At 22.6% G+C, this 21,509-nt stretch carries 34 protein-coding genes; 14 read left to right on the top strand and 20 right to left on the bottom strand.

Features of this window, described 5'->3' with window-relative positions; all coding sequences use genetic code 4:
• Positions 1-143: 143 nt before the first annotated feature.
• From ACQH26_RS07650 to ACQH26_RS07640, 3 genes are read right to left on the bottom strand one after another with little or no spacing between them, the layout of a single operon-like run.
• A complete protein-coding gene (locus ACQH26_RS07650) occupies positions 144-458 on the bottom strand; it encodes a transposase (protein WP_425382149.1) in 315 nt (104 codons plus the stop codon).
• Positions 395-625: a transposase gene (locus tag ACQH26_RS07645; RefSeq protein ID WP_425382052.1), complete on the bottom strand. Its 231-nt coding sequence runs from the start codon at positions 623-625 to the stop codon at positions 395-397. Before ACQH26_RS07645 ends, ACQH26_RS07650 begins: the two co-directional genes overlap by 64 nt.
• 40 nt (positions 626-665) lie before the next feature.
• On the bottom strand, positions 666-1,025 hold the full coding sequence (locus ACQH26_RS07640; protein WP_425381863.1) for a helix-turn-helix domain-containing protein: 360 nt from the start codon (positions 1,023-1,025) through the stop codon (positions 666-668).
• Between the two features lie 113 nt (positions 1,026-1,138).
• Between ACQH26_RS07640 and ACQH26_RS07635 the strand changes: the two genes are divergently transcribed.
• Entirely contained in the window at positions 1,139-1,618 is a 480-nt protein-coding gene (locus tag ACQH26_RS07635; protein WP_425383103.1) for an IS630 family transposase, read from the top strand.
• Here the strand turns inward: ACQH26_RS07635 and ACQH26_RS07630 are convergent, their stop codons facing one another.
• Positions 1,619-1,807 carry a hypothetical protein gene (locus tag ACQH26_RS07630; protein WP_425382148.1) on the bottom strand — a complete coding sequence of 63 codons (189 nt, stop codon included), beginning with the start codon at positions 1,805-1,807 and terminating at the stop codon, positions 1,619-1,621.
• Between the two features lie 254 nt (positions 1,808-2,061).
• Between ACQH26_RS07630 and ACQH26_RS07625 the strand changes: the two genes are divergently transcribed.
• Both ACQH26_RS07625 and ACQH26_RS07620 read left to right on the top strand, forming a co-directional pair.
• On the top strand, positions 2,062-3,744 hold the full coding sequence (locus ACQH26_RS07625) for a phospho-sugar mutase (RefSeq protein ID WP_425382147.1): 1,683 nt from the start codon (positions 2,062-2,064) through the stop codon (positions 3,742-3,744).
• Positions 3,745-3,758: 14 nt separating this feature from the next.
• Entirely contained in the window at positions 3,759-4,730 is a 972-nt protein-coding gene (locus ACQH26_RS07620; RefSeq protein ID WP_252318981.1) for a 3'-5' exoribonuclease YhaM family protein, read from the top strand.
• Between the two features lie 22 nt (positions 4,731-4,752).
• Here the strand turns inward: ACQH26_RS07620 and ACQH26_RS07615 are convergent, their stop codons facing one another.
• Entirely contained in the window at positions 4,753-5,793 is a 1,041-nt protein-coding gene (locus ACQH26_RS07615) for a hypothetical protein (protein WP_425382146.1), read from the bottom strand.
• Positions 5,794-6,109: 316 nt separating this feature from the next.
• Here ACQH26_RS07615 and ACQH26_RS07610 point away from each other — a divergent pair, with 316 nt between their 5' ends.
• Complete coding sequence (locus ACQH26_RS07610; RefSeq protein ID WP_425382145.1) at positions 6,110-6,430, top strand: ankyrin repeat domain-containing protein; 321 nt, start codon at positions 6,110-6,112, stop codon at positions 6,428-6,430.
• A 268-nt stretch (positions 6,431-6,698) separates the two neighbouring features.
• Here ACQH26_RS07610 and ACQH26_RS07605 read toward each other — a convergent pair whose 3' ends face one another.
• Both ACQH26_RS07605 and ACQH26_RS07600 read right to left on the bottom strand, forming a co-directional pair.
• On the bottom strand, positions 6,699-7,055 hold the full coding sequence (locus tag ACQH26_RS07605; protein ID WP_425382144.1) for a copper homeostasis protein CutC: 357 nt from the start codon (positions 7,053-7,055) through the stop codon (positions 6,699-6,701).
• Entirely contained in the window at positions 7,034-7,174 is a 141-nt protein-coding gene (locus ACQH26_RS07600; protein ID WP_425383102.1) for a copper homeostasis protein CutC, read from the bottom strand. The genes ACQH26_RS07605 and ACQH26_RS07600 overlap by 22 nt, the downstream gene beginning before the upstream one ends.
• A gap of 135 nt (positions 7,175-7,309) precedes the next feature.
• Here ACQH26_RS07600 and ACQH26_RS07595 point away from each other — a divergent pair.
• Positions 7,310-8,099 (top strand): IS5 family transposase gene (locus ACQH26_RS07595; RefSeq protein WP_425382012.1). Its coding sequence is split into 2 segments (ribosomal slippage): positions 7,310-7,570 and positions 7,572-8,099, totalling 789 coding nucleotides; the frame shifts between segments, so codons are not numbered across the junction.
• Between the two features lie 147 nt (positions 8,100-8,246).
• The gene (locus tag ACQH26_RS07590; protein ID WP_425381875.1) at positions 8,247-8,681 is read left to right on the top strand and encodes a hypothetical protein; all 435 of its coding nucleotides are present in this window, start codon (positions 8,247-8,249) and stop codon (positions 8,679-8,681) included.
• A gap of 2 nt (positions 8,682-8,683) precedes the next feature.
• Here ACQH26_RS07590 and ACQH26_RS07585 read toward each other — a convergent pair whose 3' ends face one another.
• The 3 genes from ACQH26_RS07585 to ACQH26_RS07575 form a co-directional block, all read right to left on the bottom strand.
• Positions 8,684-9,157: a UPF0236 family transposase-like protein gene (locus tag ACQH26_RS07585; protein ID WP_425382143.1), complete on the bottom strand. Its 474-nt coding sequence runs from the start codon at positions 9,155-9,157 to the stop codon at positions 8,684-8,686.
• Entirely contained in the window at positions 9,087-9,806 is a 720-nt protein-coding gene (locus tag ACQH26_RS07580; protein WP_425382142.1) for a UPF0236 family transposase-like protein, read from the bottom strand. Before ACQH26_RS07580 ends, ACQH26_RS07585 begins: the two co-directional genes overlap by 71 nt.
• 178 nt (positions 9,807-9,984) lie before the next feature.
• Entirely contained in the window at positions 9,985-10,479 is a 495-nt protein-coding gene (locus ACQH26_RS07575; RefSeq protein WP_425381872.1) for a transposase family protein, read from the bottom strand.
• A 271-nt stretch (positions 10,480-10,750) separates the two neighbouring features.
• On the opposite strand from ACQH26_RS07575, the gene ACQH26_RS07570 reads away from it, so the two are divergent.
• The 4 genes from ACQH26_RS07570 (at position 10,751) to ACQH26_RS07555 (ending at position 12,833) form a co-directional block, all read left to right on the top strand.
• A complete protein-coding gene (locus ACQH26_RS07570; protein ID WP_425381863.1) occupies positions 10,751-11,110 on the top strand; it encodes a helix-turn-helix domain-containing protein in 360 nt (119 codons plus the stop codon).
• Positions 11,111-11,150: 40 nt separating this feature from the next.
• The gene (locus tag ACQH26_RS07565) at positions 11,151-11,639 is read left to right on the top strand and encodes an IS630 family transposase (RefSeq protein ID WP_425382141.1); all 489 of its coding nucleotides are present in this window, start codon (positions 11,151-11,153) and stop codon (positions 11,637-11,639) included.
• Positions 11,640-11,986: 347 nt separating this feature from the next.
• Positions 11,987-12,334: a transposase family protein gene (locus ACQH26_RS07560; RefSeq protein WP_425381897.1), complete on the top strand. Its 348-nt coding sequence runs from the start codon at positions 11,987-11,989 to the stop codon at positions 12,332-12,334.
• Between the two features lie 4 nt (positions 12,335-12,338).
• On the top strand, positions 12,339-12,833 hold the full coding sequence (locus ACQH26_RS07555) for a transposase family protein (protein WP_425381872.1): 495 nt from the start codon (positions 12,339-12,341) through the stop codon (positions 12,831-12,833).
• Between the two features lie 84 nt (positions 12,834-12,917).
• Here ACQH26_RS07555 and ACQH26_RS07550 read toward each other — a convergent pair whose 3' ends face one another.
• Positions 12,918-13,406 carry an IS630 family transposase gene (locus ACQH26_RS07550; RefSeq protein WP_425382140.1) on the bottom strand — a complete coding sequence of 163 codons (489 nt, stop codon included), beginning with the start codon at positions 13,404-13,406 and terminating at the stop codon, positions 12,918-12,920.
• Between the two features lie 40 nt (positions 13,407-13,446).
• Entirely contained in the window at positions 13,447-13,806 is a 360-nt protein-coding gene (locus ACQH26_RS07545) for a helix-turn-helix domain-containing protein (RefSeq protein ID WP_425381863.1), read from the bottom strand.
• 136 nt (positions 13,807-13,942) lie between these two features.
• On the opposite strand from ACQH26_RS07545, the gene ACQH26_RS07540 reads away from it, so the two are divergent.
• On the top strand, positions 13,943-14,815 hold the full coding sequence (locus ACQH26_RS07540; RefSeq protein WP_425382139.1) for a hypothetical protein: 873 nt from the start codon (positions 13,943-13,945) through the stop codon (positions 14,813-14,815).
• 25 nt (positions 14,816-14,840) lie between these two features.
• Here ACQH26_RS07540 and ACQH26_RS07535 read toward each other — a convergent pair.
• Positions 14,841-15,672 (bottom strand): IS5 family transposase gene (locus ACQH26_RS07535; protein WP_425382123.1). Its coding sequence is split into 2 segments (ribosomal slippage): positions 14,841-15,401 and positions 15,403-15,672, totalling 831 coding nucleotides; the frame shifts between segments, so codons are not numbered across the junction.
• Positions 15,673-15,700: 28 nt separating this feature from the next.
• The gene (locus ACQH26_RS07530; protein WP_425381862.1) at positions 15,701-16,189 is read right to left on the bottom strand and encodes an IS630 family transposase; all 489 of its coding nucleotides are present in this window, start codon (positions 16,187-16,189) and stop codon (positions 15,701-15,703) included.
• 200 nt (positions 16,190-16,389) lie between these two features.
• On the opposite strand from ACQH26_RS07530, the gene ACQH26_RS07525 reads away from it, so the two are divergent.
• On the top strand, positions 16,390-16,749 hold the full coding sequence (locus tag ACQH26_RS07525) for a helix-turn-helix domain-containing protein (protein ID WP_425381863.1): 360 nt from the start codon (positions 16,390-16,392) through the stop codon (positions 16,747-16,749).
• Positions 16,750-16,789: 40 nt separating this feature from the next.
• Positions 16,790-17,278 (top strand): IS630 family transposase, encoded by a 489-nt coding sequence (locus ACQH26_RS07520; RefSeq protein WP_425381862.1) that lies wholly within the window; start codon positions 16,790-16,792, stop codon positions 17,276-17,278.
• Here the strand turns inward: ACQH26_RS07520 and ACQH26_RS07515 are convergent.
• Entirely contained in the window at positions 17,271-17,603 is a 333-nt protein-coding gene (locus ACQH26_RS07515) for an IS630 transposase-related protein (RefSeq protein WP_425382138.1), read from the bottom strand. The two genes, ACQH26_RS07520 and ACQH26_RS07515, sit on opposite strands and share 8 nt — an antisense overlap.
• A gap of 141 nt (positions 17,604-17,744) precedes the next feature.
• Here ACQH26_RS07515 and ACQH26_RS07510 point away from each other — a divergent pair, with 141 nt between their 5' ends.
• Positions 17,745-18,284: a hypothetical protein gene (locus ACQH26_RS07510; protein WP_425382137.1), complete on the top strand. Its 540-nt coding sequence runs from the start codon at positions 17,745-17,747 to the stop codon at positions 18,282-18,284.
• Here the strand turns inward: ACQH26_RS07510 and ACQH26_RS07505 are convergent.
• From ACQH26_RS07505 to rimM, 5 genes are all read right to left on the bottom strand, one after another.
• A complete protein-coding gene (locus ACQH26_RS07505; RefSeq protein WP_425382136.1) occupies positions 18,277-18,894 on the bottom strand; it encodes a ribonuclease HII in 618 nt (205 codons plus the stop codon). The two genes, ACQH26_RS07510 and ACQH26_RS07505, sit on opposite strands and share 8 nt — an antisense overlap.
• Positions 18,884-19,786: a ribosome biogenesis GTPase YlqF gene (gene ylqF / locus ACQH26_RS07500; RefSeq protein WP_425382135.1), complete on the bottom strand. Its 903-nt coding sequence runs from the start codon at positions 19,784-19,786 to the stop codon at positions 18,884-18,886. Before ylqF ends, ACQH26_RS07505 begins: the two co-directional genes overlap by 11 nt.
• Positions 19,787-19,870: 84 nt before the next feature.
• Entirely contained in the window at positions 19,871-20,236 is a 366-nt protein-coding gene (gene rplS / locus ACQH26_RS07495; protein WP_252319419.1) for a 50S ribosomal protein L19, read from the bottom strand.
• Between the two features lie 3 nt (positions 20,237-20,239).
• Positions 20,240-21,001, bottom strand: a complete 762-nt coding sequence (gene trmD, locus ACQH26_RS07490; protein ID WP_425382134.1) for a tRNA (guanosine(37)-N1)-methyltransferase TrmD — start codon at positions 20,999-21,001, stop codon at positions 20,240-20,242.
• The gene (gene rimM, locus ACQH26_RS07485; protein WP_425382133.1) at positions 20,994-21,509 is read right to left on the bottom strand and encodes a ribosome maturation factor RimM; all 516 of its coding nucleotides are present in this window, start codon (positions 21,507-21,509) and stop codon (positions 20,994-20,996) included. Before rimM ends, trmD begins: the two co-directional genes overlap by 8 nt.

Raw genomic sequence — 21,509 nt, 5'->3', positions numbered from 1 at the left:
TTTTTTTGATTGTTATTATTAATGTTATTGCTATTAGTAATTATTATTGCTTTATCTTCTGTTTTAATATATGAAACAGCATTTGGACCAATTCCATAATAGTTTTCTAATAAACAATATGCAATAATATATAGCTAACTAAATTAATGTTTACTCATATCTTGAAAAACAAAATCAATCGCTTTTTTAATATTTGGTCAATAATTTGGTAATATTTTTCTTATATTATGTTTTATAGCAAATCAAAAATGTTTAATTGGATTTAAATTAGGAGAATATGGCGGAAGAAATAATAGTTTGCATCCAGCATTTTCAATTAATTGTTGTGTTAATTTAGATTTATGAAACGTTGCATTATCTAAAACTATAATTTGTCCACGCTTTAATACTGGAATTAGTTTATTTTTAACATATGATTCAAAAATTTTACTATTGCAATATGTCCTTCAAATGCTCATAAGGCTTTTAATTTACCTTTATTTAGTGAACCAATTATACTCATTCTCTTTATTTTATATGCGGGTTTATTATCAAATAATCTTTTACCTTTTTCAGATCAACCATATTTATAAAATTCATTATCATCAATTCCAGATTCATCAATATATACTAAATCTTCATTCATTATTTTAGCTATTTCTTTTAAAAAATCTTCTTGTTTATTTTTATCTCTTTGTTCATATAGAAAAGTTTTTTTTATATGTATAATTTAGTTTTTTAAAATAGTTATAAACTGTTTCTTTAGTCATATTTCCAAATTTATCAATTACTTTTTGAACTGTAACATCTTTATTTTCTGCTAAATAATTTTTTAATTCATCTAAATCCTTTATTTTGTGGCTATGTCCTTTTTGATAATTCAAAATTGGTTTTATATGCCCAGTTTCTTTTTTTCTTTTTCTTCATAAAAATAAAGTCTTTCTAGTGATATTGAACACTTTACAAATTTCTTTAATTTTCATATTTTTACTTTCATAAGCTTCTATTACTTTTCTTCGTAAGTCTTCACTGTATGGTTTTGGCATAATTTAATCTTCCTAATCTATTTTAATTATTGCTGAATTGTACTTTTAAATTCAAAAACTGTTTAAATTACATATTATTATTTTACATTATTTATGAGTAAATATTACTTTAGTTAGCTATATATATTGATGAATCTGGAATTGATGATAATGAATTTTATAAATATGGTTGATCTGAAAAAGGTAAAAGATTATTTGATAATAAACCCGCATATAAAATAAAGAGAATGAGTATAATTGGTTCACTAAATAAAGGTAAATTAAAAGCCTTATGAGCATTTGAAGGACATTGCAATAGTAAAATTTTTGAATCATATGTTAAAAATAAACTAATTCCAGTATTAAAGAGTGGACAAATTATAGTTTTAGATAATGCAACGTTTCATAAATCTAAATTAACACAACAATTAATTGAAAATGCTGGATGCAAACTATTATTTCTTCCGCCATATTCTCCTAATTTAAATCCAATTAAACATTTTTGATTTGCTATAAAACATAATATAAGAAAAATATTACCAAATTATTGACCAAATATTAAAAAAGCGATTGATTTTGTTTTTGAAGATATGAGTAAACATTACTTTAGTTAGCTATAAATATCTTAAAGTCATTACTAGTCTATCTTCTATTGACATTTTATATGGCCTTCCACCAGTGGTATTTTTTAGATTTTGATGATCTAATAAAATATTTAAAATTTCATTAAAAACTAGTTTATTAATACCAACTATTTTACGAAAATATTGATCCGGTTTATCTTTTAATTCAAAATATGTCATAAAATTTATCCTTAACTATTCAAATTTTATTTTAATAATAACAAAAAAATGAAAAGTTAACTAGTTATGCAGTAAGTCTAATATAAAAATAAAATAAAATTATTAAAGATTGAAATTGAAATTTTTAATAATTTTATTTTTTATTATTTAATTAAAAGTTTATGTTTAGATTAACTACTAAAATTTATTTTCTTCTTATTTTATAGTATGATTTACCTATAAACTTAATTTTTTATTATAAAGGAGAAATAATAATGAATGTACTAAAAACATATGAGATTTGAAAAAAGCAAAACTTACCACAACACTTAAAAAAACAATTAACTACAATGTCTAAAAATGAAATTGAAGATGCTTTTACTACAACTTTAGAATTTGGTACAGCTGGCATGCGTGGTATTACTGGAGTTGGTACTGGCAGAATTAATGAAATTATTATTATGAAAGCAACTGTCGCATTTATTCAATATTTAAAATCTGCTTTTTCTGAAAAAGACTTACTTCGTGGTGTTATTATTGCTCATGATAATCGTCACTTTTCAGCAGAATTTACAATGTTAACAGCAAAAACTTTAGCCAAACATAAAATTCCTGTTTTTTTATTTAAAAATAATGATTTAAGACCAACACCAGTACTTTCATATAGTATTAGAAAAGTTAATGCTCTTGCTGGAATTGTTATTACGGCCAGTCATAATCCTCCTGAATATAATGGTTATAAAATTTATGATCAATATGGCTGTCAATTTCTTCCTAATGTTACCAATATAATTAGCAATAAAATGGAACAATTGCCTGATGATTTTCAATTAACATTCGATTATGATACTAACCTAATTAAAGAAGTACCTTCAACAGTAGAAGATAATTATCGTGATGATATTAAAAATTTACAGTTTTATCCACAAGTTAAAAATCGTAACTTTAAAATTGTATTTTCTAATCTACACGGTACTAGTCGTGAATGAGTTAAACCAATTTTAGAACAATGCGGTTATGAAATTATTTTAGTAACAGAGCAAGCTAACTATGATCCTGATTTTAAAGGTGTGGTGTCGCCCAATCCCGAAGTAAAACCAACATTTGATTTAGCAATTAAACACGCTAAAAAACATGATGCACCATTAATTATTTTAAATGATCCTGATGCTGATCGCATTGGTATTGCTGTAAAACATAATAATGATTATGTATTATTAACAGGTAATGAAACAGCACCAATTTTATTAGAATATTTATTAAGCCATTATCAACTTAATAAAACAATGCCAAAAAATCCCGTTATGTACAATACATTTGTTACTTCCAATTTATCTGATATGATTGCTAAATCATACGGATGTCAAGTCATTAAAACATTAACTGGCTTTAAATGAATTGGTGCAGAAATGCTAAAAGAAAAAGCACGTAACATTAACTTTGTTTTTGGTTTTGAAGAAGCATATGGTTATGTTATTAAAGATATTACTCGTGACAAAGATGGTATTCAATCAGCAATAGTAGCAGCAGAAGCGGCTTGATATTATCAAAATTCACAAAAAACATTAGTTGATGTTTTAGAAAATATTTATCAAAAATTTGGATATTATTACTGTTATACTGTTAATCTTATTTTAAAAGGAAAAACAGGACAAAATACTATTAATAATATGTTAGAAAAATTAAGAAATAGTAAAATACCAACACTTAATAATATTAAAACAATTAAAGTTGAAGATTATCAAACTGGTTTACATGGAATGCCATCGCAAAATTTACTAAAATTTTACTTCAGTGATGGTTCATGATTTGCTGTTAGACCTAGTGGAACTGAGCCAAAAATTAAATTCTATTTTGTTTGTGTTGATAAAACCATTAATGATGCACAATTAAAAATGAGAAAAATGTATGAAGAATTAGCTATCAAATATCTAAATATCAAAGATATAAAATGATAGAAAGGAACTAAAAAATGACTGTAATTAAAGATATTAAACCTAATAATGTTTTAAGTTTAGTAGTAATTATTAATCGAGTAATTCAAGGTGTTGCTTCTAACAATACTAATTATTTAAACTTACAATTACAAGATAAAACTGGGACAATTTCAGCAAGAATTTGAGACGTAAGCAAAGAAACTATTGAACAATTAACAATAGGACAAGTAATTAAAATTGAAGCAAATAGCATTAATTATAATAATGAAATACAACTAAAAATTAATAATTGAACTATTATTACTAATCCTAGTGAATATTATGATTTATTACTTACACAAGCACCAATTAATATTATTGAAGCATGAACTGAAATTAGTCAAACAATAAAGGAATTTAAAAATCCAATTTTAAAAAAAGTATTAATCCAATGTTTTAATAAAAAAAATATTGATGATTATAAAAAATGACCAGCAGCAGTTAAAATGCATCATGCTGTTCAAAGCGGTTTATTATGACACTCAGTAACAATGCTAAGAATGGCAAAACAAGTAGTAGCACTTTATAATGATCGTAATATTAATAGTGAACTATTATATGCAGGAATCATTATGCATGATTATGGAAAAATGGTTGAATTAAATAATAATCCTATTAGTTCATATACACTATCAGGTAAAATGATTGGTCATATTTCATTAGGTGCAATGCAAGTTACACTTGCTTGTAAGGAATTAAATATTAACTTAGAGGAAGAAATCGTAGTTTTATTACAGCATCTAATATTAGCTAGTCATGGTAAATATGAATATGGCTCACCTGTCTTACCAAAAACAATAGAAGCTGAAATTTTACATCATTTAGATAACTTAGATGCAAAAATCTATGCAATTGATGAAGCGTTGGTTAATATTAATGTTGGTGAATCAACTGCTCGTATTGCAAGTATTGAAAATAGAATGTTCTATAAACATCAAAATTTAAAGGAAAAAAATAAAAAAGTTTAAATAATAAATTTTAATAAATTAATTAATTTATATTTATTTTTATAGGGTAAAAATAACCAGTTTCTGTATTACCATAAAAAATCAATACATTTGCTTCTTTATCTGTTTCTTTATCTTTAAATCAATCATTAGGTACTGGCTCTTTATTTTTATCATAAATTTCATTTTCATTTCTAAGCTTATTAAAATCAATTTTTTCTTTATAAATACCTTTTAATAATAATTTAATAACTAATTCTGAATCTTTTTGTAATTTTTTTAATTTATTTATAACATCTGTTACGGCTTCTTGTTTATTTATGGTTGCTTTAGTTGAACTTGGTGGTGCTAATGAAGCGAATGGCAAAGTTGTCTTTGAAAAATAATTTTGCATATCACTATCTGAAATAATTGTTTGCTTAGTTATATCAATCATTGTTGAACCTTGATAATTCGGAGCATTTGAATTACTACTTATTTTGACAACTATTTTAGATACTTTTTCAAGTTCTTGTTTATTGTTTGTTATTTCTTGATTATTTTCGTTATAAAATTGAAGTTGATAACCAGCAGCTAATGGTGTTGACTTAAATTCATCAAAACTATTTATATTACTAATTAATTCTTTATAACTTTTACTTGGATTAGCAATAATGTCTAAACCAGTTAATTGAGTAATAGTACTTAAATCAGTTTTATCAGATTGTTCTTTTATATTTATTTTAATTGGTGCTGTTGAACCTTGATAATTCAAATCATTACTATTGCTAGTAATAACTATATATAAATCACCAACTTTTTCTAATTTAGTAGTTATATCATTTTTAGCTTCTTTATCACTAAAATATTTAATTACAGGGTTAACTAACTTTGGATTTAAGTTTTTAACTTCTGTTGTATTATTTATTAATGTATCTAATTTTTTATTACTTTTATTAACATCTATAGTAATATTTGTTGTTAGTTTAGTAATTTTATCTTTTAATTCTGTTTTTTGTGTTGTGTTATTATTACAAGCAACAACTGATAATGATATTGGTGTTGATATTGTTAAGATCGATAATAATTTTACTAAGTTTTTCATTTTTTACCTCGCTTAAAAATAATAAGTTAATTTAAAAACCAATAAAGATTTTGAATTAATAATATATGAAAACCAAATATTTTACAATATAACTTTAATATGCAAAAATACTTGTAAATTAAGAAATTTTTTAAAAAATTTCTTTTCTTTTTTATATATTTTAAAATTATTTTTTAATTAAAAATAATAATTTTCTATTACTAGTAAAGAAAATATGATATTATATTATTAAAATTTAATATAAGTTTTTAACCTATTTACTTTATTTCAAAATAAATAGGTTTTTTGTTTTAATTTAGAAAAGGAAGATAAAGAAATGCCTAAAAATAAATTTTTAACAGCTATTGAAGAAGGTGACTTACAAACAGTTAAAACTTTACTACTTGATTCTGATAACAATAAGTTCGATATGGAGGATGCCTTAATAACAGCTGCTGATTATGGTCACATTGAAATAGTTCGATTTTTAATCCAAAATAATACTGATATCAATCATATAAATAGTACAAAAGATACTGCTTTAACACTAGCTGCTGAACAAGGTCACACAGAAATAGTTAATCTTTTAATAACAAACGGCGCTAACGTTAATTATATAAACAAAATTTGGCAATACTGCTTTAACAAAGGCCACTAAAATGGCCATTTAAATGTAGTTGATTTATTAATAACATTAATCAAATAAATTTACGTGGTGAAACTGCTTTAATAAGAGCACAAAAACAAAAACATACAAAAGTAGAAAAAATTTTAACAAAACAATGTTCTTTAGAATCTAATAAAATTGAAATCAATGCAACTAATTATAATAATAAACCATCAATAAAGGTTACTGTTCTTTTAGTACAAAAGAACAGTAACCTTGTTAAATGTTTAATCTTATCTATTATAAAACTTTTTATTATTTATGCCATATTTTTAATATTATTAATTAATTTATAATTAATAGGATTATTAAAAATATTATCTTCGTGCACACATTTTACAACATGAATATCATTAATACCGTTTTTTAATAAAACATTAACATTTTCTAAATTAACTCCACCACCAGCAAGAATTTTTATTGGTAAATTTAATTTCTTTAATTCTTTAAATTTATTAATATTATTCACAATATTATCTTGACCACCAGAAGTTAAAACTGTAGTAACACCTAATTTTACTAACTGTTCTAAAGCTTGTTTTTTATTAAAAATTTCATCAAAAGCACGATGAAAAGTTATTTTTAAAGGCTTTGCTAATTTAATAATTTCGCTCATTCTTTTTCAACATCAATATTATTATCTTTAGTTAAAATACCACAAACAATACCTGATGCATGAGTTGTTTTAATAAATTCAATATCTCTTTTAAAGATTTTAAAATCATTATCAGTAATATTAATATTTGGGAGATTGTCAAAAATCCGGAATAAATTACTTCATATTTCATCTTATTATGCTTAGAACCTGTTTAGAATCTTTTCGAAAATAATGTAAAATGATTATATATTTTAAAATCAGAGGTATATATTATGCATAAAAATTATCCAAGTCATGTCACCAAAGAACAATTTGAGAACATAAAATCAATTTTAGAAAATAGCAAAAAGAAAACAAAACCAAGAAGTTTAGATTTATATGAAGTATTTTGTGCAATTTTATATGTATTAAAAAGTGGTTGTCAATGAAGAATGCTACCAAAAAATTTTCCAAAATGACAAACTGTATATTATTATTTTCAAATTTGAAGTAAAAATAACGGTAAAGAAGCTAGTGTATGGCAATTAATTTTAAAAAAAATTGGTTAAAAAAGTTCGTATCAACAATAATCGCAAAGAACAAACTAGTTTTTGTATAATTGATTCGCAAAGTGTTAAAAATACAGATACTACTGAAAATAAAGGTTATGATGCTGGTAAAAAGATTTCAGGAATAAAGCGTCATATTATTGTTGATTCTCAAGGTTTACCACATGCAATTTACATAACCACAGCAGAAAAAACAGATCGTAATAGCGCTATAATAATGATTGAAAATGAAAAAGAAAATCTTTCTGCAGTTCAAAAAATAATAGTAGATGCTGGTTATACTGGTGAAAAATTTGCTTCTGAAATCAAAACAATCATAAATGCAAATGTTGAAATTATAAAACGCAATGAACTACATACTTTTGTAGTATTACCAAAAAGATGAATTGTAGAACGAAGCTTTGCTTGATTAGAAAAATACAGAAGATTATGAAAAAATTGTGAAAGAAAACTAAATACTAGTTTACAAATGGTTGTTCTTTCCTTTATTTCAGTTTTATTAAAAAGATTCTAAACAGGTTCTTAGACAAGAAATAATTTGGATTTTTATGAAATTGTATTTAAATAATATAATTTTTTTTCAATTAATTGCAACTAAAATACTTATAATTAAGTTTGTTAAATGTTAAACTTATGAAGTAAAGTTAAGGAGAATTTAAAGATGAAAATTAAAACACTGAAAAAATTACAGTTATTAACTGTATTATTATTTATTTTTACTATTTTAATTATGATTATAGGTTTAACTATTATAGGTTCTTGTGATTATCATTCTCATATTTACAATTTATTAACAAAAAAATATATAAACCTAGAAAAAAATGGATTTGGAATATTAAGTAGAACCAGTATAATCCATATTTTAGGTTGTTCTCCCAAATCTGTATGTTCAATAACTAATTGTAATGGAAATTATTACAATTGAATTCAATTACAAATTGGAGTTATTTTTTGTGTAATTTTAGTACCAATTTTAGCAATAATAACTTTATCATTAACTTTTTTCATTATTGGTTTAAAAGTAAAGATAAACAATAATAATTTTTGAGATGCAATACAAAATTGTGAAATAATTAATAATTACTATGTTCATTAAAACTATGTTTCTAAATTTATCTTATTACATTTAAAAATAACCATTTTAATATAAATTAAAATATTATATGTTCTATTACCAAGCATTTCTTTTAAAACATGTCAAATATTTGTTTCTGTAAAACAACCAATATTTCATTTTGCACCTTGATTTTCAATACCTTGTTTATTATTTTTAAAATATTTTTTCTTTAATTTTTTATGATTATCTAATTCTTTATATAAATAATCAATTAATTGTTCATATTGACCATTAGTAATAAAATTTTTACAATGATTATATTCTTTTACATACTTTCCTTTATTTCCAGCCATTATACCAAGATATAATGTTCTAATTAAATGGAATTTATCTAAAACAAACTGTGCACCTAAATAATCAGCAACTTCTTTAATTCATCCTGCACTATCACCACAAATAATAATTTTTGCTTGTTCAATATTTTCATAAAATTTTTGACAATGTTTTTTTAACAAATTCAGCAGTTTTTTTAACTCCAATTTTTGTTTTTGTTGGTCTAATAATTGCTTTTACTCTTTTATTTTGTACTTTGTGATTAATATTATCTGTATATGTTACTATTAAACGCATAGAGTGTTTTATACCTTTACGTTTAAAATTTCAAAATTTTCGATGACTATCATCAATTGCTACAAAAATAGGTTGATTTTTTTCTAATTTTACTTTTACTGGATTTGTTTCAACTATTTCAAAATTTTTAAAAACTCTATGAACACTACTAACACTAATACCTGCTTTTTTACAAATAGCACAAATATCACGATATCTTTTTCCATCAGCAAAATTTTCAATAATAGTGTCTTCAATATCTTCACCAATTCTTTTATATTTAGGTAATTCTAGTCATTCATCAACTAAACAAACACGAACTCATTTTTGTAATTTTTCATCAAAATATTCATAAATTCTTCTTTTATAAGTTACTAATCCATACATTATTTTTCTTGTTCGATATTGATAATCAACAATTTTATATTTCTTTTTATCTCTTGTATTTTTTATTCTTCAATCTCATTTTTCTCATTTCTTTGTTATATGTTCTAAAACTAATTTATCAATTTTTGCACTTTGTTCTCTAAAATTTCATTTATAATTAAAATTCACATTTACTTCTCCTAACTATTTTAAAAAAATCTAAATTTATTGTAAATATATTTAAAAAATTAATTTACTTAATTATTATATAAATATATAAGTGTTATTTTAAATAAAATAAAAAATATTTTAAAAAATGCTTTCATATTTAAAATATAATAAACAATTTCAATATAATTAATAAGACTTACTGCATAACGTTTTTAAGTTTTAATGATAAATTATAAAATCCTGCAATTAAATTAAATCTTAAAAATATTCGTTTTCTACCTTTTCTAAATTTATAACCAATAATTTTAAAACATTTTAAAAATGCAAAAACATGTTCAATTTTTCTGCGAGTTTTATTAATAATCTTATTAAAAATTTTAATTTTACTTGTTTTAGGATTATTTTTACTAGTTTTAATGGGTAAAAATGTATTACTATGAATTTTTTGTAAACCTTGATAACCTTTATCTGCAAGAATTACAGTTTCTGACAAAAATTCTAACTTTGAATTTTTAAAAGTTTTAAAATCATGATTTTTACCAGTATCAGGAAAAATATTTAAAATTTCATTAGTATGTGCATTAATTATGGTTTGAAACTTAACAGTATGCATTCATTTTTTGCCAGAAAATCAATCTTTTTGATTATATTTTGGTCGTTCTGTTTCTACTTCTGTTACATCAATTATCAAAATTTTATTTTTGAATTCTTCTTTTTAAAAAAATATTTTTATTTGTTAAATTATTAAACTTATTATTATTTATTAAAATGTCTTCAATTGAACGAATATTTCGTAAAGCAGTAGTATCAACCATATCATACTCAGCACCAATACTATGATATAGCTAACTAAAGTAATGTTTACTCATAAATAATGTAAAATAATAATATGTAATTTAAACAGTTTTTGAATTTAAAAGTACAATTCAGCAATAATTAAAATAGATTAGGAAGATTAAATTATGCCAAAACCATACAGTGAAGACTTACGAAGAAAAGTAATAGAAGCTTATGAAAGTAAAAATATGAAAATTAAAGAAATTTGTAAAGTGTTCAATATCACTAGAAAGACTTTATTTTTATGAAGAAAAAGAAAAAAAGAAACTGGGCATATAAAACCAATTTTGAATTATCAAAAAGGACATAGCCACAAAATAAAGGATTTAGATGAATTAAAAAATTATTTAGCAGAAAATAAAGATGTTACAGTTCAAAAAGTAATTGATAAATTTGGAAATATGACTAAAGAAACAGTTTATAACTATTTTAAAAAACTAAATTATACATATAAAAAAAACTTTTCTATATGAACAAAGAGATAAAAATAAACAAGAAGATTTTTTAAAAGAAATAGCTAAAATAATGAATGAAGATTTAGTATATATTGATGAATCTGGAATTGATGATAATGAATTTTATAAATATGGTTGATCTGAAAAAGGTAAAAGATTATTTGATAATAAACCCGCATATAAAATAAAGAGAATGAGTATAATTGGTTCACTAAATAAAGGTAAATTAAAAGCCTTATGAGCATTTGAAGGACATTGCAATAGTAAAATTTTTGAATCATATGTTAAAAATAAACTAATTCCAGTATTAAAGCGTGGACAAATTATAGTTTTAGATAATGCAACGTTTCATAAATCTAAATTAACACAACAATTAATTGAAAATGCTGGATGCAAACTATTATTTCTTCCGCCATATTCTCCTAATTTAAATCCAATTGAACATTTTTGATTTGCTATAAAACATAATATAAGAAAAATATTACCAAATTATTGACCAAATATTAAAAAAGCGATTGATTTTGTTTTTGAAGATATGAGTAAACATTACTTTAGTTAGCTATATGTTATATAAATCAAAATATTGGAAATTATTATAATTGAATAGAATTACAAATTGGAGTTATTTTCTGTATAATTTTAGTACCAACTTTATTTTTTGTAATTACTTTATTAATTTTTACTAATATTTGTTTAAAAATAAAAAATAAAAGAAATAACAATTTTTGAGATGCAATCGAAAATTGTGAAATAATTAACAATTACTATATTCATTAAAATTTAATAATTTATATTTATTATTATTTCAATACTAATAATAATATATTAGACTTACTGCATAACTAGTTAACTTTTCATTTTTTTGTTATTATTAAAATAAAATTTGAATAGTTAAGGATAAATTTTATGACATATTTTGAATTAAAAGATAAACCGGATCAATATTTTCGTAAAATAGTTGGTATTAATAAACTAGTTTTTAATGAAATTTTAAATATTTTATTAGATCATCAAAATCTAAAAAATACCACTGGTGGAAGGCCATATAAAATGTCAATAGAAGATAGACTAGTAATGACTTTAAGATATTTATATGAAAATCGTACATATCATAGTATTGGTGCTGAGTATGATATGGTTGATACTACTGCTTTACGAAATATTCGTTCAATTGAAGACATTTTAATAAATAATAATAAGTTTAATAATTTAACAAATAAAAATATTTTTTTAAAAAGAAGAATTCAAAAATAAAATTTTGATAATTGATGTAACAGAAGTAGAAACAGAACGACCAAAATATAATCAAAAAGATTGATTTTCTGGCAAAAAATGAATGCATACTGTTAAGTTTCAAACCATAATTAATGCACATACTAATGAAATTTTAAATATTTTTCCTGATACTGGTAAAAATCATGATTTTAAAACTTTTAAAAATTCAAAGTTAGAATTTTTGTCAGAAACTGTAATTCTTGCAGATAAAGGTTATCAAGGTTTACAAAAAATTCATAGTAATACATTTTTACCCATTAAAACTAGTAAAAATAATCCTAAAACAAGTAAAATTAAAATTTTTAATAAGATTATTAATAAAACTCGCAGAAAAATTGAACATGTTTTTGCATTTTTAAAATGTTTTAAAATTATTGGTTATAAATTTAGAAAAGGTAGAAAACGAATATTTTTAAGATTTAATTTAATTGCAGGATTTTATAATTTATCATTAAAACTTAAAAACGTTATGCAGTAAGTCTATTATTTTTTACTATTATTATTTTTCTACATTTCAATAATGTTAAATGTTATTATATTTATATAGTTTAAAATGATATAGCTAACTAAAGTAATGTTTACTCATATCTTGAAAAACAAAATCAATCGCTTTTTTAATATTTGGTCAATAATTTGGTAATATTTTTCTTATATTATGTTTTATAGCAAATCAAAAATGTTCAATTGGATTTAAATTAGGAGAATATGGCGGAAGAAATAATAGTTTGCATCCAGCATTTTCAATTAATTGTTGTGTTAATTTAGATTTATGAAACGTTGCATTATCTAAAACTATAATTTGTCCACGCTTTAATACTGGAATTAGTTTATTTTTAACATATGATTCAAAAATTTTACTATTGCAATGTTCTTCAAATGCTCATAAGGCTTTTAATTTACCTTTATTTAGTGAACCAATTATACTCATTCTCTTTATTTTATATGCGGGTTTATTATCAAATAATCTTTTACCTTTTTCAGATCAACCATATTTATAAAATTCATTATCATCAATTCCAGATTCATCAATATATACTAAATCTTCATTCATTATTTTAGCTATTTCTTTTAAAAAATCTTCTTGTTTATTTTTATCTCTTTGTTCATATAGAAAAGTTTTTTTTATATGTATAATTTAGTTTTTTAAAATAGTTATAAACTGTTTCTTTAGTCATATTTCCAAATTTATCAATTACTTTTTGAACTGTAACATCTTTATTTTCTGCTAAATAATTTTTTAATTCATCTAAATCCTTTATTTTGTGGCTATGTCCTTTTTGATAATTTAAAATTGGTTTTATATGCCCAGTTTCTTTTTTTCTTTTTCTTCATAAAAATAAAGTCTTTCTAGTGATATTGAACACTTTACAAATTTCTTTAATTTTCATATTTTTACTTTCATAAGCTTCTATTACTTTTCTTCGTAAGTCTTCACTGTATGGTTTTGGCATAATTTAATCTTCCTAATCTATTTTAATTATTGCTGAATTGTACTTTTAAATTCAAAAACTGTTTAAATTACATATTATTATTTTACATTATTTATGAGTAAATATTACTTTAGTTAGCTATATATAGGTGATATAAATGAAATTAAAAATAAAAAATATTGGTCCTTTTAATGATACTTCTTTAAATATTGGTGATATTACTATTATTGCTGGTGTTAATGATACTGGTAAAAGTTACTTAAGTAGATTAGTTTTTGCTATGGTGAAAATTGCTACTAGTGATATTAAGTCAGAAATAATTAAGAATTTTTTTAACTTTGCTGAAGATACTTTTACACAAATTGAAAATACTGGTAGTAATTTTCTTGAAACAAATTTTAATAGTAGTGAAAAAGAAAGTACTTTATTTAAAGAAATTGAATCTATTTATAATAATATTAATCTAAATAATAAAACATTTATGCAAAAATGAATAACAAATTTCAACTATAAAATTGAAAAATTTAAAAATTTTTGAATTAATTTATTAACAGACTATCATCAATTGCTAAAAATAAATGATGATTTAATTACCAAAACATTACAAAGAATTGAATTAGATACTAATAAAGATAGTTACAAAATTAAAATTATTAAATATACAATTAATATTATTAATAATGATATTTTACAAACCTTAGAATTATTTAATAATAAAGATACTGATATCATTTCATATTTAATGGCTAATATTCTTCGTGAAAACTTTCATGGTGAAAACTTAAGAAATAAAAAATATAATAATAAAGATAGTTATTTAAAACTTAGTTTAGACAATAACAAAACTTTAACGATCAATATTAATGAAAATAATAAATTTTCTTTAGAACATGAGTTTAATTACTTAGAAAATATTATTGAAAACCCAATAATTGATGCTACTTATATTAGTGATACTGACCAAATTTTAAATTTAATGATTGAAGAAAGTCTTAGAACCTGTTTAGAATCTTTTTTGATTAATTTTTAATAAAATTTATATTATAATGGTTATTTTATAATAAAAAATAGATTTTTAGTCGATAAGTTTTCAAATGATAAAATCTTTTTAATAAAATTGAAATAAAGGAAAGAACAACCATTTGTAAACTAGTATTTAGTTTTCTTTCACAATTTTTTCATAATCTTCTGTATTTTTCTAATCAAGCAAAGCTTCGTTCTACAATTCATCTTTTTGGTAATACTACAAAAGTATGTAGTTCATTGCGTTTTATAATTTCAACATTTGCATTTATGATTGTTTTGATTTCAGAAGCAAATTTTTCACCAGTATAACCAGCATCTACTATTATTTTTTGAACTGCAGAAAGATTTTCTTTTTCATTTTCAATCATTATTATAGCACTATTACGATCTGTTTTTTCTGCTGTGGTTATGTAAATTGCATGTGGTAAACCTTGAGAATCAACAACAATATGACGCTTTATTCCTGAAATCTTTTTACCAGCATCATAACCTTTATTTTCAGTAGTATCTGTATTTTTAACACTTTGCGAATCAATTATACAAAAACTAGTTTGTTCTTTGCGATTATTGTTGATACGAACTTTTTTAACCAATTTTTTTTAAAATTAATTGCCATACACTAGCTTCTTTACCGTTATTTTTACTTCAAATTTGAAAATAATAATATACAGTTTGTCATTTTGGAAAATTTTTTGGTAGCATTCTTCATTGACAACCACTTTTTAATACATATAAAATTGCACAAAATACTTCATATAAATCTAAACTTCTTGGTTTTGTTTTCTTTTTGCTATTTTCTAAAATTGATTTTATGTTCTCAAATTGTTCTTTGGTGACATGACTTGGATAATTTTTATGCATAATATATACCTCTGATTTTAAAATATAGCTAACTAAAGTAATGTTTACTCATATCTTGAAAAACAAAATCAATAGCTTTTTTAATATTTGGTCAATAATTTGGTAATATTTTTCTTATATTATGTTTTATAGCAAATCAAAAATGTTCAATTGGATTTAAATTAGGAGAATATGGCGGAAGAAATAATAGTTTGCATCCAGCATTTTCAATTAATTGTTGTGTTAATTTAGATTTATGAAACGTTGCATTATCTAAAACTATAATTTGTCCACGCTTTAATACTGGAATTAGTTTATTTTTAACATATGATTCAAAAATTTTACTATTGCAATGTCCTTCAAATGCTCATAAGGCTTTTAATTTACCTTTATTTAGTGAACCAATTATACTCATTCTCTTTATTTTATATGCGGGTTTATTATCAAATAATCTTTTACCTTTTTCAGATCAACCATATTTATAAAATTCATTATCATCAATTCCAGATTCATCAATATATACTAAATCTTCATTCATTATTTTAGCTATTTCTTTTAAAAAATCTTCTTGTTTATTTTTATCTCTTTGTTCATATAGAAAAGTTTTTTTTATATGTATAGCTAACTAAAGTAATATTTACTCATAAATAATGTAAAATAATAATATGTAATTTAAACAGTTTTTGAATTTAAAAGTACAATTCAGCAATAATTAAAATAGATTAGGAAGATTAAATTATGCCAAAACCATACAGTGAAGACTTACGAAGAAAAGTAATAGAAGCTTATGAAAGTAAAAATATGAAAATTAAAGAAATTTGTAAAGTGTTCAATATCACTAGAAAGACTTTATTTTTATGAAGAAAAAGAAAAAAAGAAACTGGGCATATAAAACCAATTTTGAATTATCAAAAAGGACATAGCCACAAAATAAAGGATTTAGATGAATTAAAAAATTATTTAGCAGAAAATAAAGATGTTACAGTTCAAAAAGTAATTGATAAATTTGGAAATATGACTAAAGAAACAGTTTATAACTATTTTAAAAAACTAAATTATACATATAAAAAAAACTTTTCTATATGAACAAAGAGATAAAAATAAACAAGAAGATTTTTTAAAAGAAATAGCTAAAATAATGAATGAAGATTTAGTATATATTGATGAATCTGGAATTGATGATAATGAATTTTATAAATATGGTTGATCTGAAAAAGGTAAAAGATTATTTGATAATAAACCCGCATATAAAATAAAGAGAATGAGTATAATTGGTTCACTAAATAAAGGTAAATTAAAAGCCTTATGAGCATTTGAAGGACATTGCAATAGTAAAATTTTTGAATCATATGTTAAAAATAAACTAATTCCAGTATTAAAGCGTGGACAAATTATAGTTTTAGATAATGCAACGTTTCATAAATCTAAATTAACACAACAATTAATTGAAAATGCTGGATGCAAACTATTATTTCTTCCGCCATATTCTCCTAATTTAAATCCAATTGAACATTTTTGATTTGCTATAAAACATAATATAAGAAAAATATTACCAAATTATTGACCAAATATTAAAAAAGCGATTGATTTTGTTTTTCAAGATATGAGTAAACATTACTTTAGTTAGCTATATAATTTAGTTTTTTAAAATAGTTATAAACTGTTTCTTTAGTCATATTTCCAAATTTATCAATTACTTTTTGAACTGTAACATCTTTATTTTCTACTAAATAATTTTTTAATTCATCTAAATCCTTTATTTTGTGGCTATGTCCTTTTTGATAATTCAAAATTGGTTTTATATGCCCAGTTTCTTTTTTTCTTTTTCTTCATAAAAATAAAGTCTTTCTAGTGATATTGAACACTTTACAAATTTCTTTAATTTTCATATTTTTACTTTCATAAGCTTCTATTACTTTTCTTCGTAAGTCTTCACTGTATGGTTTTGGCATAATTTAATCTTCCTAATCTATTTTAATTATTGCTGAATTGTACTTTTAAATTCAAAAACTGTTTAAATTACATATTATTATTTTACATTATTTATGAGTAAATATTACTTTAGTTAGCTATATAAAGAAATATTTTCAACTATGTTAGTAATTGATAATAAAGATAATAAATTTTGTTTTAAAATAAATATAATTAAAACTTCTAATAAAATTAGACAAAAATACAATATTAAAAAAGAAATAATCAATGACTTATTATTACCATATAAAAATGTTACTAGTTATTCTACTGAATTATTTCCACTACACTATTTATTAGAAAATATTAGCAAAGACATTATTAACAATAATGCCTTTCAAAAAATATTAAATAAAAATATAATAAATAAAGTAGAAAAAATCTATAAAAAATATCAAGATTTTGACCATGACTTTCAAAAAAGATTCTTTTATTTAGAAGTTGCCTATAATATTAAAACACCTACAAGCCAATTAGAAAAGAATTTACAAAAACATGGACTTCAATCATTTAAAAATATTTTAATAAATCAAGGAACTAAACCAATTAAAGAAATTTTTAATATTCAAAATAATAAATTATTAGCAACAGATATAAATAAATTAGATAATAATTTATTACCAGTAAATAATTGTAATAATAAAAGTTTCTCTATTATATAAATCCACTATATTTTTTAACGGGCGCACAACTAATACGATGAATATCACAAATACCATAATTTTGTAATGCTATCTGATGATTTTTTGTATAATACCCTTTATGATTTTTAAACCCATAATTAGGATATTTAGTATCATAATCAATCATAATTTTATCTCTTACTACTTTAGCAATAATCGAAGCGCTAGCAATATTAAGTGATTTTTGATCACCTTTAACTATTGCTTCAACTTTTCCTAGAAAATTAGGAAATTGCGGTTTTTCAAAATCAACTAAACACACATCAGGTACTATTTTTAATTTATTAAATGCTTCTATCATTGCTAAAATACTAGTCTGCTTAAGATTATGAATATTAACAAATTGATGACTTTTAATACTAACAGCAACTGTTAGTGCATTATCAATTATAATTTGATACATTGCTATTCGTTGTTTTGCTGATAATTGTTTTGAATCTTTAATTAAAGGATGATTAAAGTTTGGTTTAAGAATAACGCTTGCAACAACAATTGGTCCTGCAATAGCTCCCCTTCCCACTTCATCAAAACCAGCAATTAATGTTCCTGATGAATAATTATCAATTTCGTATCGTAAACTACTTTTCATGTTTTAAAATCTTAGGTGGTATTTCAAATGAAATTAATCCTAGTTTCCCTACTTGTAAATCATTAATAAATAAATTCATGGCACGATGAGTATTATCTTCATCATTAGCCAATTTTAAATGATATTTTTGTGCTAATTTCTTAAAATAAAGAAATAATGTTTCATCATTAATATTTTTAATTTCAAAATTAATATTATAATATTTTACTAATCTTTCATAATAATTCTCAAGTAAAAAGGTTAAAGCAAAATTAGCCATTTCTTCTAAAAATAAATGTTTAACAGGAATTGCTTTAATTAAAGCTAAAATCATTACTACTTTTTGATCATTCATTTTTGGTGGTAAAATACCAGGACTATCTAACAAATCAATCGTTGGATTTAATTTAATTCATTGTTGACCTCTAGTAACACCAGGTATATTAGCAGTTTGTGTTACTTTACGTTGTAATAAATTATTGATAAATGTTGATTTACCCGTATTTGGTAATCCCATAATTAATACCTTAATTTTTGGATTAACAATACCTTTTGCCAATTGTTTTTCCATTTGTGGCTCCATTAATTTAGTAATTAAATTTAATAACTGCGGTTTCATTTTTGTAGTTAATGATTTTGCCAATAAAACAGAAAAACCTTGACTTTCAAAAAAAGTAACTCATTCTTTAGTAAAATTATCATCTGCTAAATCAACTTTGTTAAGAACAATAATTCTTATTTTTTTCTCTAATAAACGATCTAATAAAGTACTTTTTGTTGCTAATGGTGCTCGTGCATCTAAAACTTCAATTGCAACATCAATAATTGGTAACTTAGTTTCAATTGCTTTAATGGCTTTCATCATATGACCAGGGAATCAATGAATTTGATTATGGGTACTTTCATTAGGCATTTTTTAACTCCTTTAATACATTTTATTATTATTTTATATCAATTTAGAAAACCACCATTGATTTTAATAACGGTGGTTTAATTATTATTTAACGGGTTTTACTGTTTTAATTTCTTTAATTCTAGCAGCTTTACCGCTTAATTTACGTAAGTAGAAAATACGTGCTCTTCTTACTTTACCCTTACGAATAACATTAATTTTATCAATTAATGGTGAATGTAAAGCAAATGTTTTTTCGACACCTTTACCACCAACAGTTTTACGAACAATAACATTTTGCGTAATTCCTGAACCTTTGCGAGCAATAACTACCCCTTCAAACATTTGAATACGTTCTTTTTTTTCTTCTTTAATTTTAGAAAATACTTGGATTGTATCTCCAGATTTAAAATTAGGAAGATTATGATTTAGTTGACTTTCACTAACTAATTTAATAATTGCATTTTGCATGTTTTATTTCTCCTTTCGTTTATTTTTTTTAAGTGAAGATTTATATTTTTCAATTATTATTTTATCTTTTGCAGATAATTGATATTTTTTAAATAAATCAATTCTTTTTTTATAAGTATTAATTAATGCTTGTTGATGACGATATTCTGCTATCTTTTCATGGTGACCACCAATTAGAACCTCTGGAACTTTCATACCTAGTACTTCTTCTGGTCTTGTATATGTTGGATAATCCAATAATGAATTATTAAAAGAATCATTAAGATGAGATTGATGTTGAATAACATTAGGAATTAACCTAGTAATACAATCAATAATAACCATTGCTGGTAATTCACCACCAGTTAATACATAATCACCAATTGAAATCTCTTCATCAATATAAGACATAATGCGTTCATCAATACCTTCGTAATGACCACAAACTAAAATATAATTAATATTTTTTTGACTATATTTATAAGCTAATTGTTGATTTCATTGTTGACCTTGTGGACTAAGTAAAATTGTTTTAGCCTCAGGATATTTAAGTTTTACACTATTAATAGCATTAATTACTGGCATTGCTTGTAAAACCATACCATTGCCACCACCATAAGGAGCATCATCAACTTGTTGGTGTTTATTATTAGCAAAACTTCTAATATCAATAATATCAATGCTAATTTGTTTTTTAGTAATAGCTCGTTTGATAATTGATGTTTGCATAAAATCATTAAAAGCATTGGGAAATAAAGTTATAATTGTGAATTGGTTTTTAGTCATTATTAATTAATCCTTCAATAATATTAAAATAAACTTTTTGTTCTTCTTTATTAATTTTATTAATAAATACTTTATTATTAGGAATAAAAAAGGTTTTTTTATTAGTCATTTTTATTTCTCATAAACCTTGATGATTATTATCTAAGAAAGCAATAACTTTTCCTAAAAAAGCATTATTATTAGTATCAAATGCTTCATAATTTAGAATATCTTCATAAAATCAAGGTAAGTTGTCATTAATTATTTCTTCAGTATTAATAACTAAATTTTTATTTTTCATACCTTCTACTAACTCAATAGTATTATAATTTTCAAATGTTAATAATAAAAACTGCTTATGATTTCTTACTCTTGAAATAATTAAAGGTGTTAGTTGTTTAGTTTCTTCTAAATAAACTGTTGTTTTTTCTTTTCATGAAAATTTATTACCATAATAATTACATAAAACCTTAACTTCACCAATAAGACCATGAGTATTAACAATAGTACCTAATTCTAAATATTTCAT

Source organism: Spiroplasma endosymbiont of Melieria omissa (genome assembly GCF_964031175.1).
GTDB lineage: Bacteria > Bacillota_I > Bacilli_A > Mycoplasmatales > VBWQ01 > Spiroplasma_E > Spiroplasma_E ixodetis_A.
Note: the sequence above shows the minus strand (reverse complement) of the source record. Positions and strands in the feature narration are given on the sequence as shown.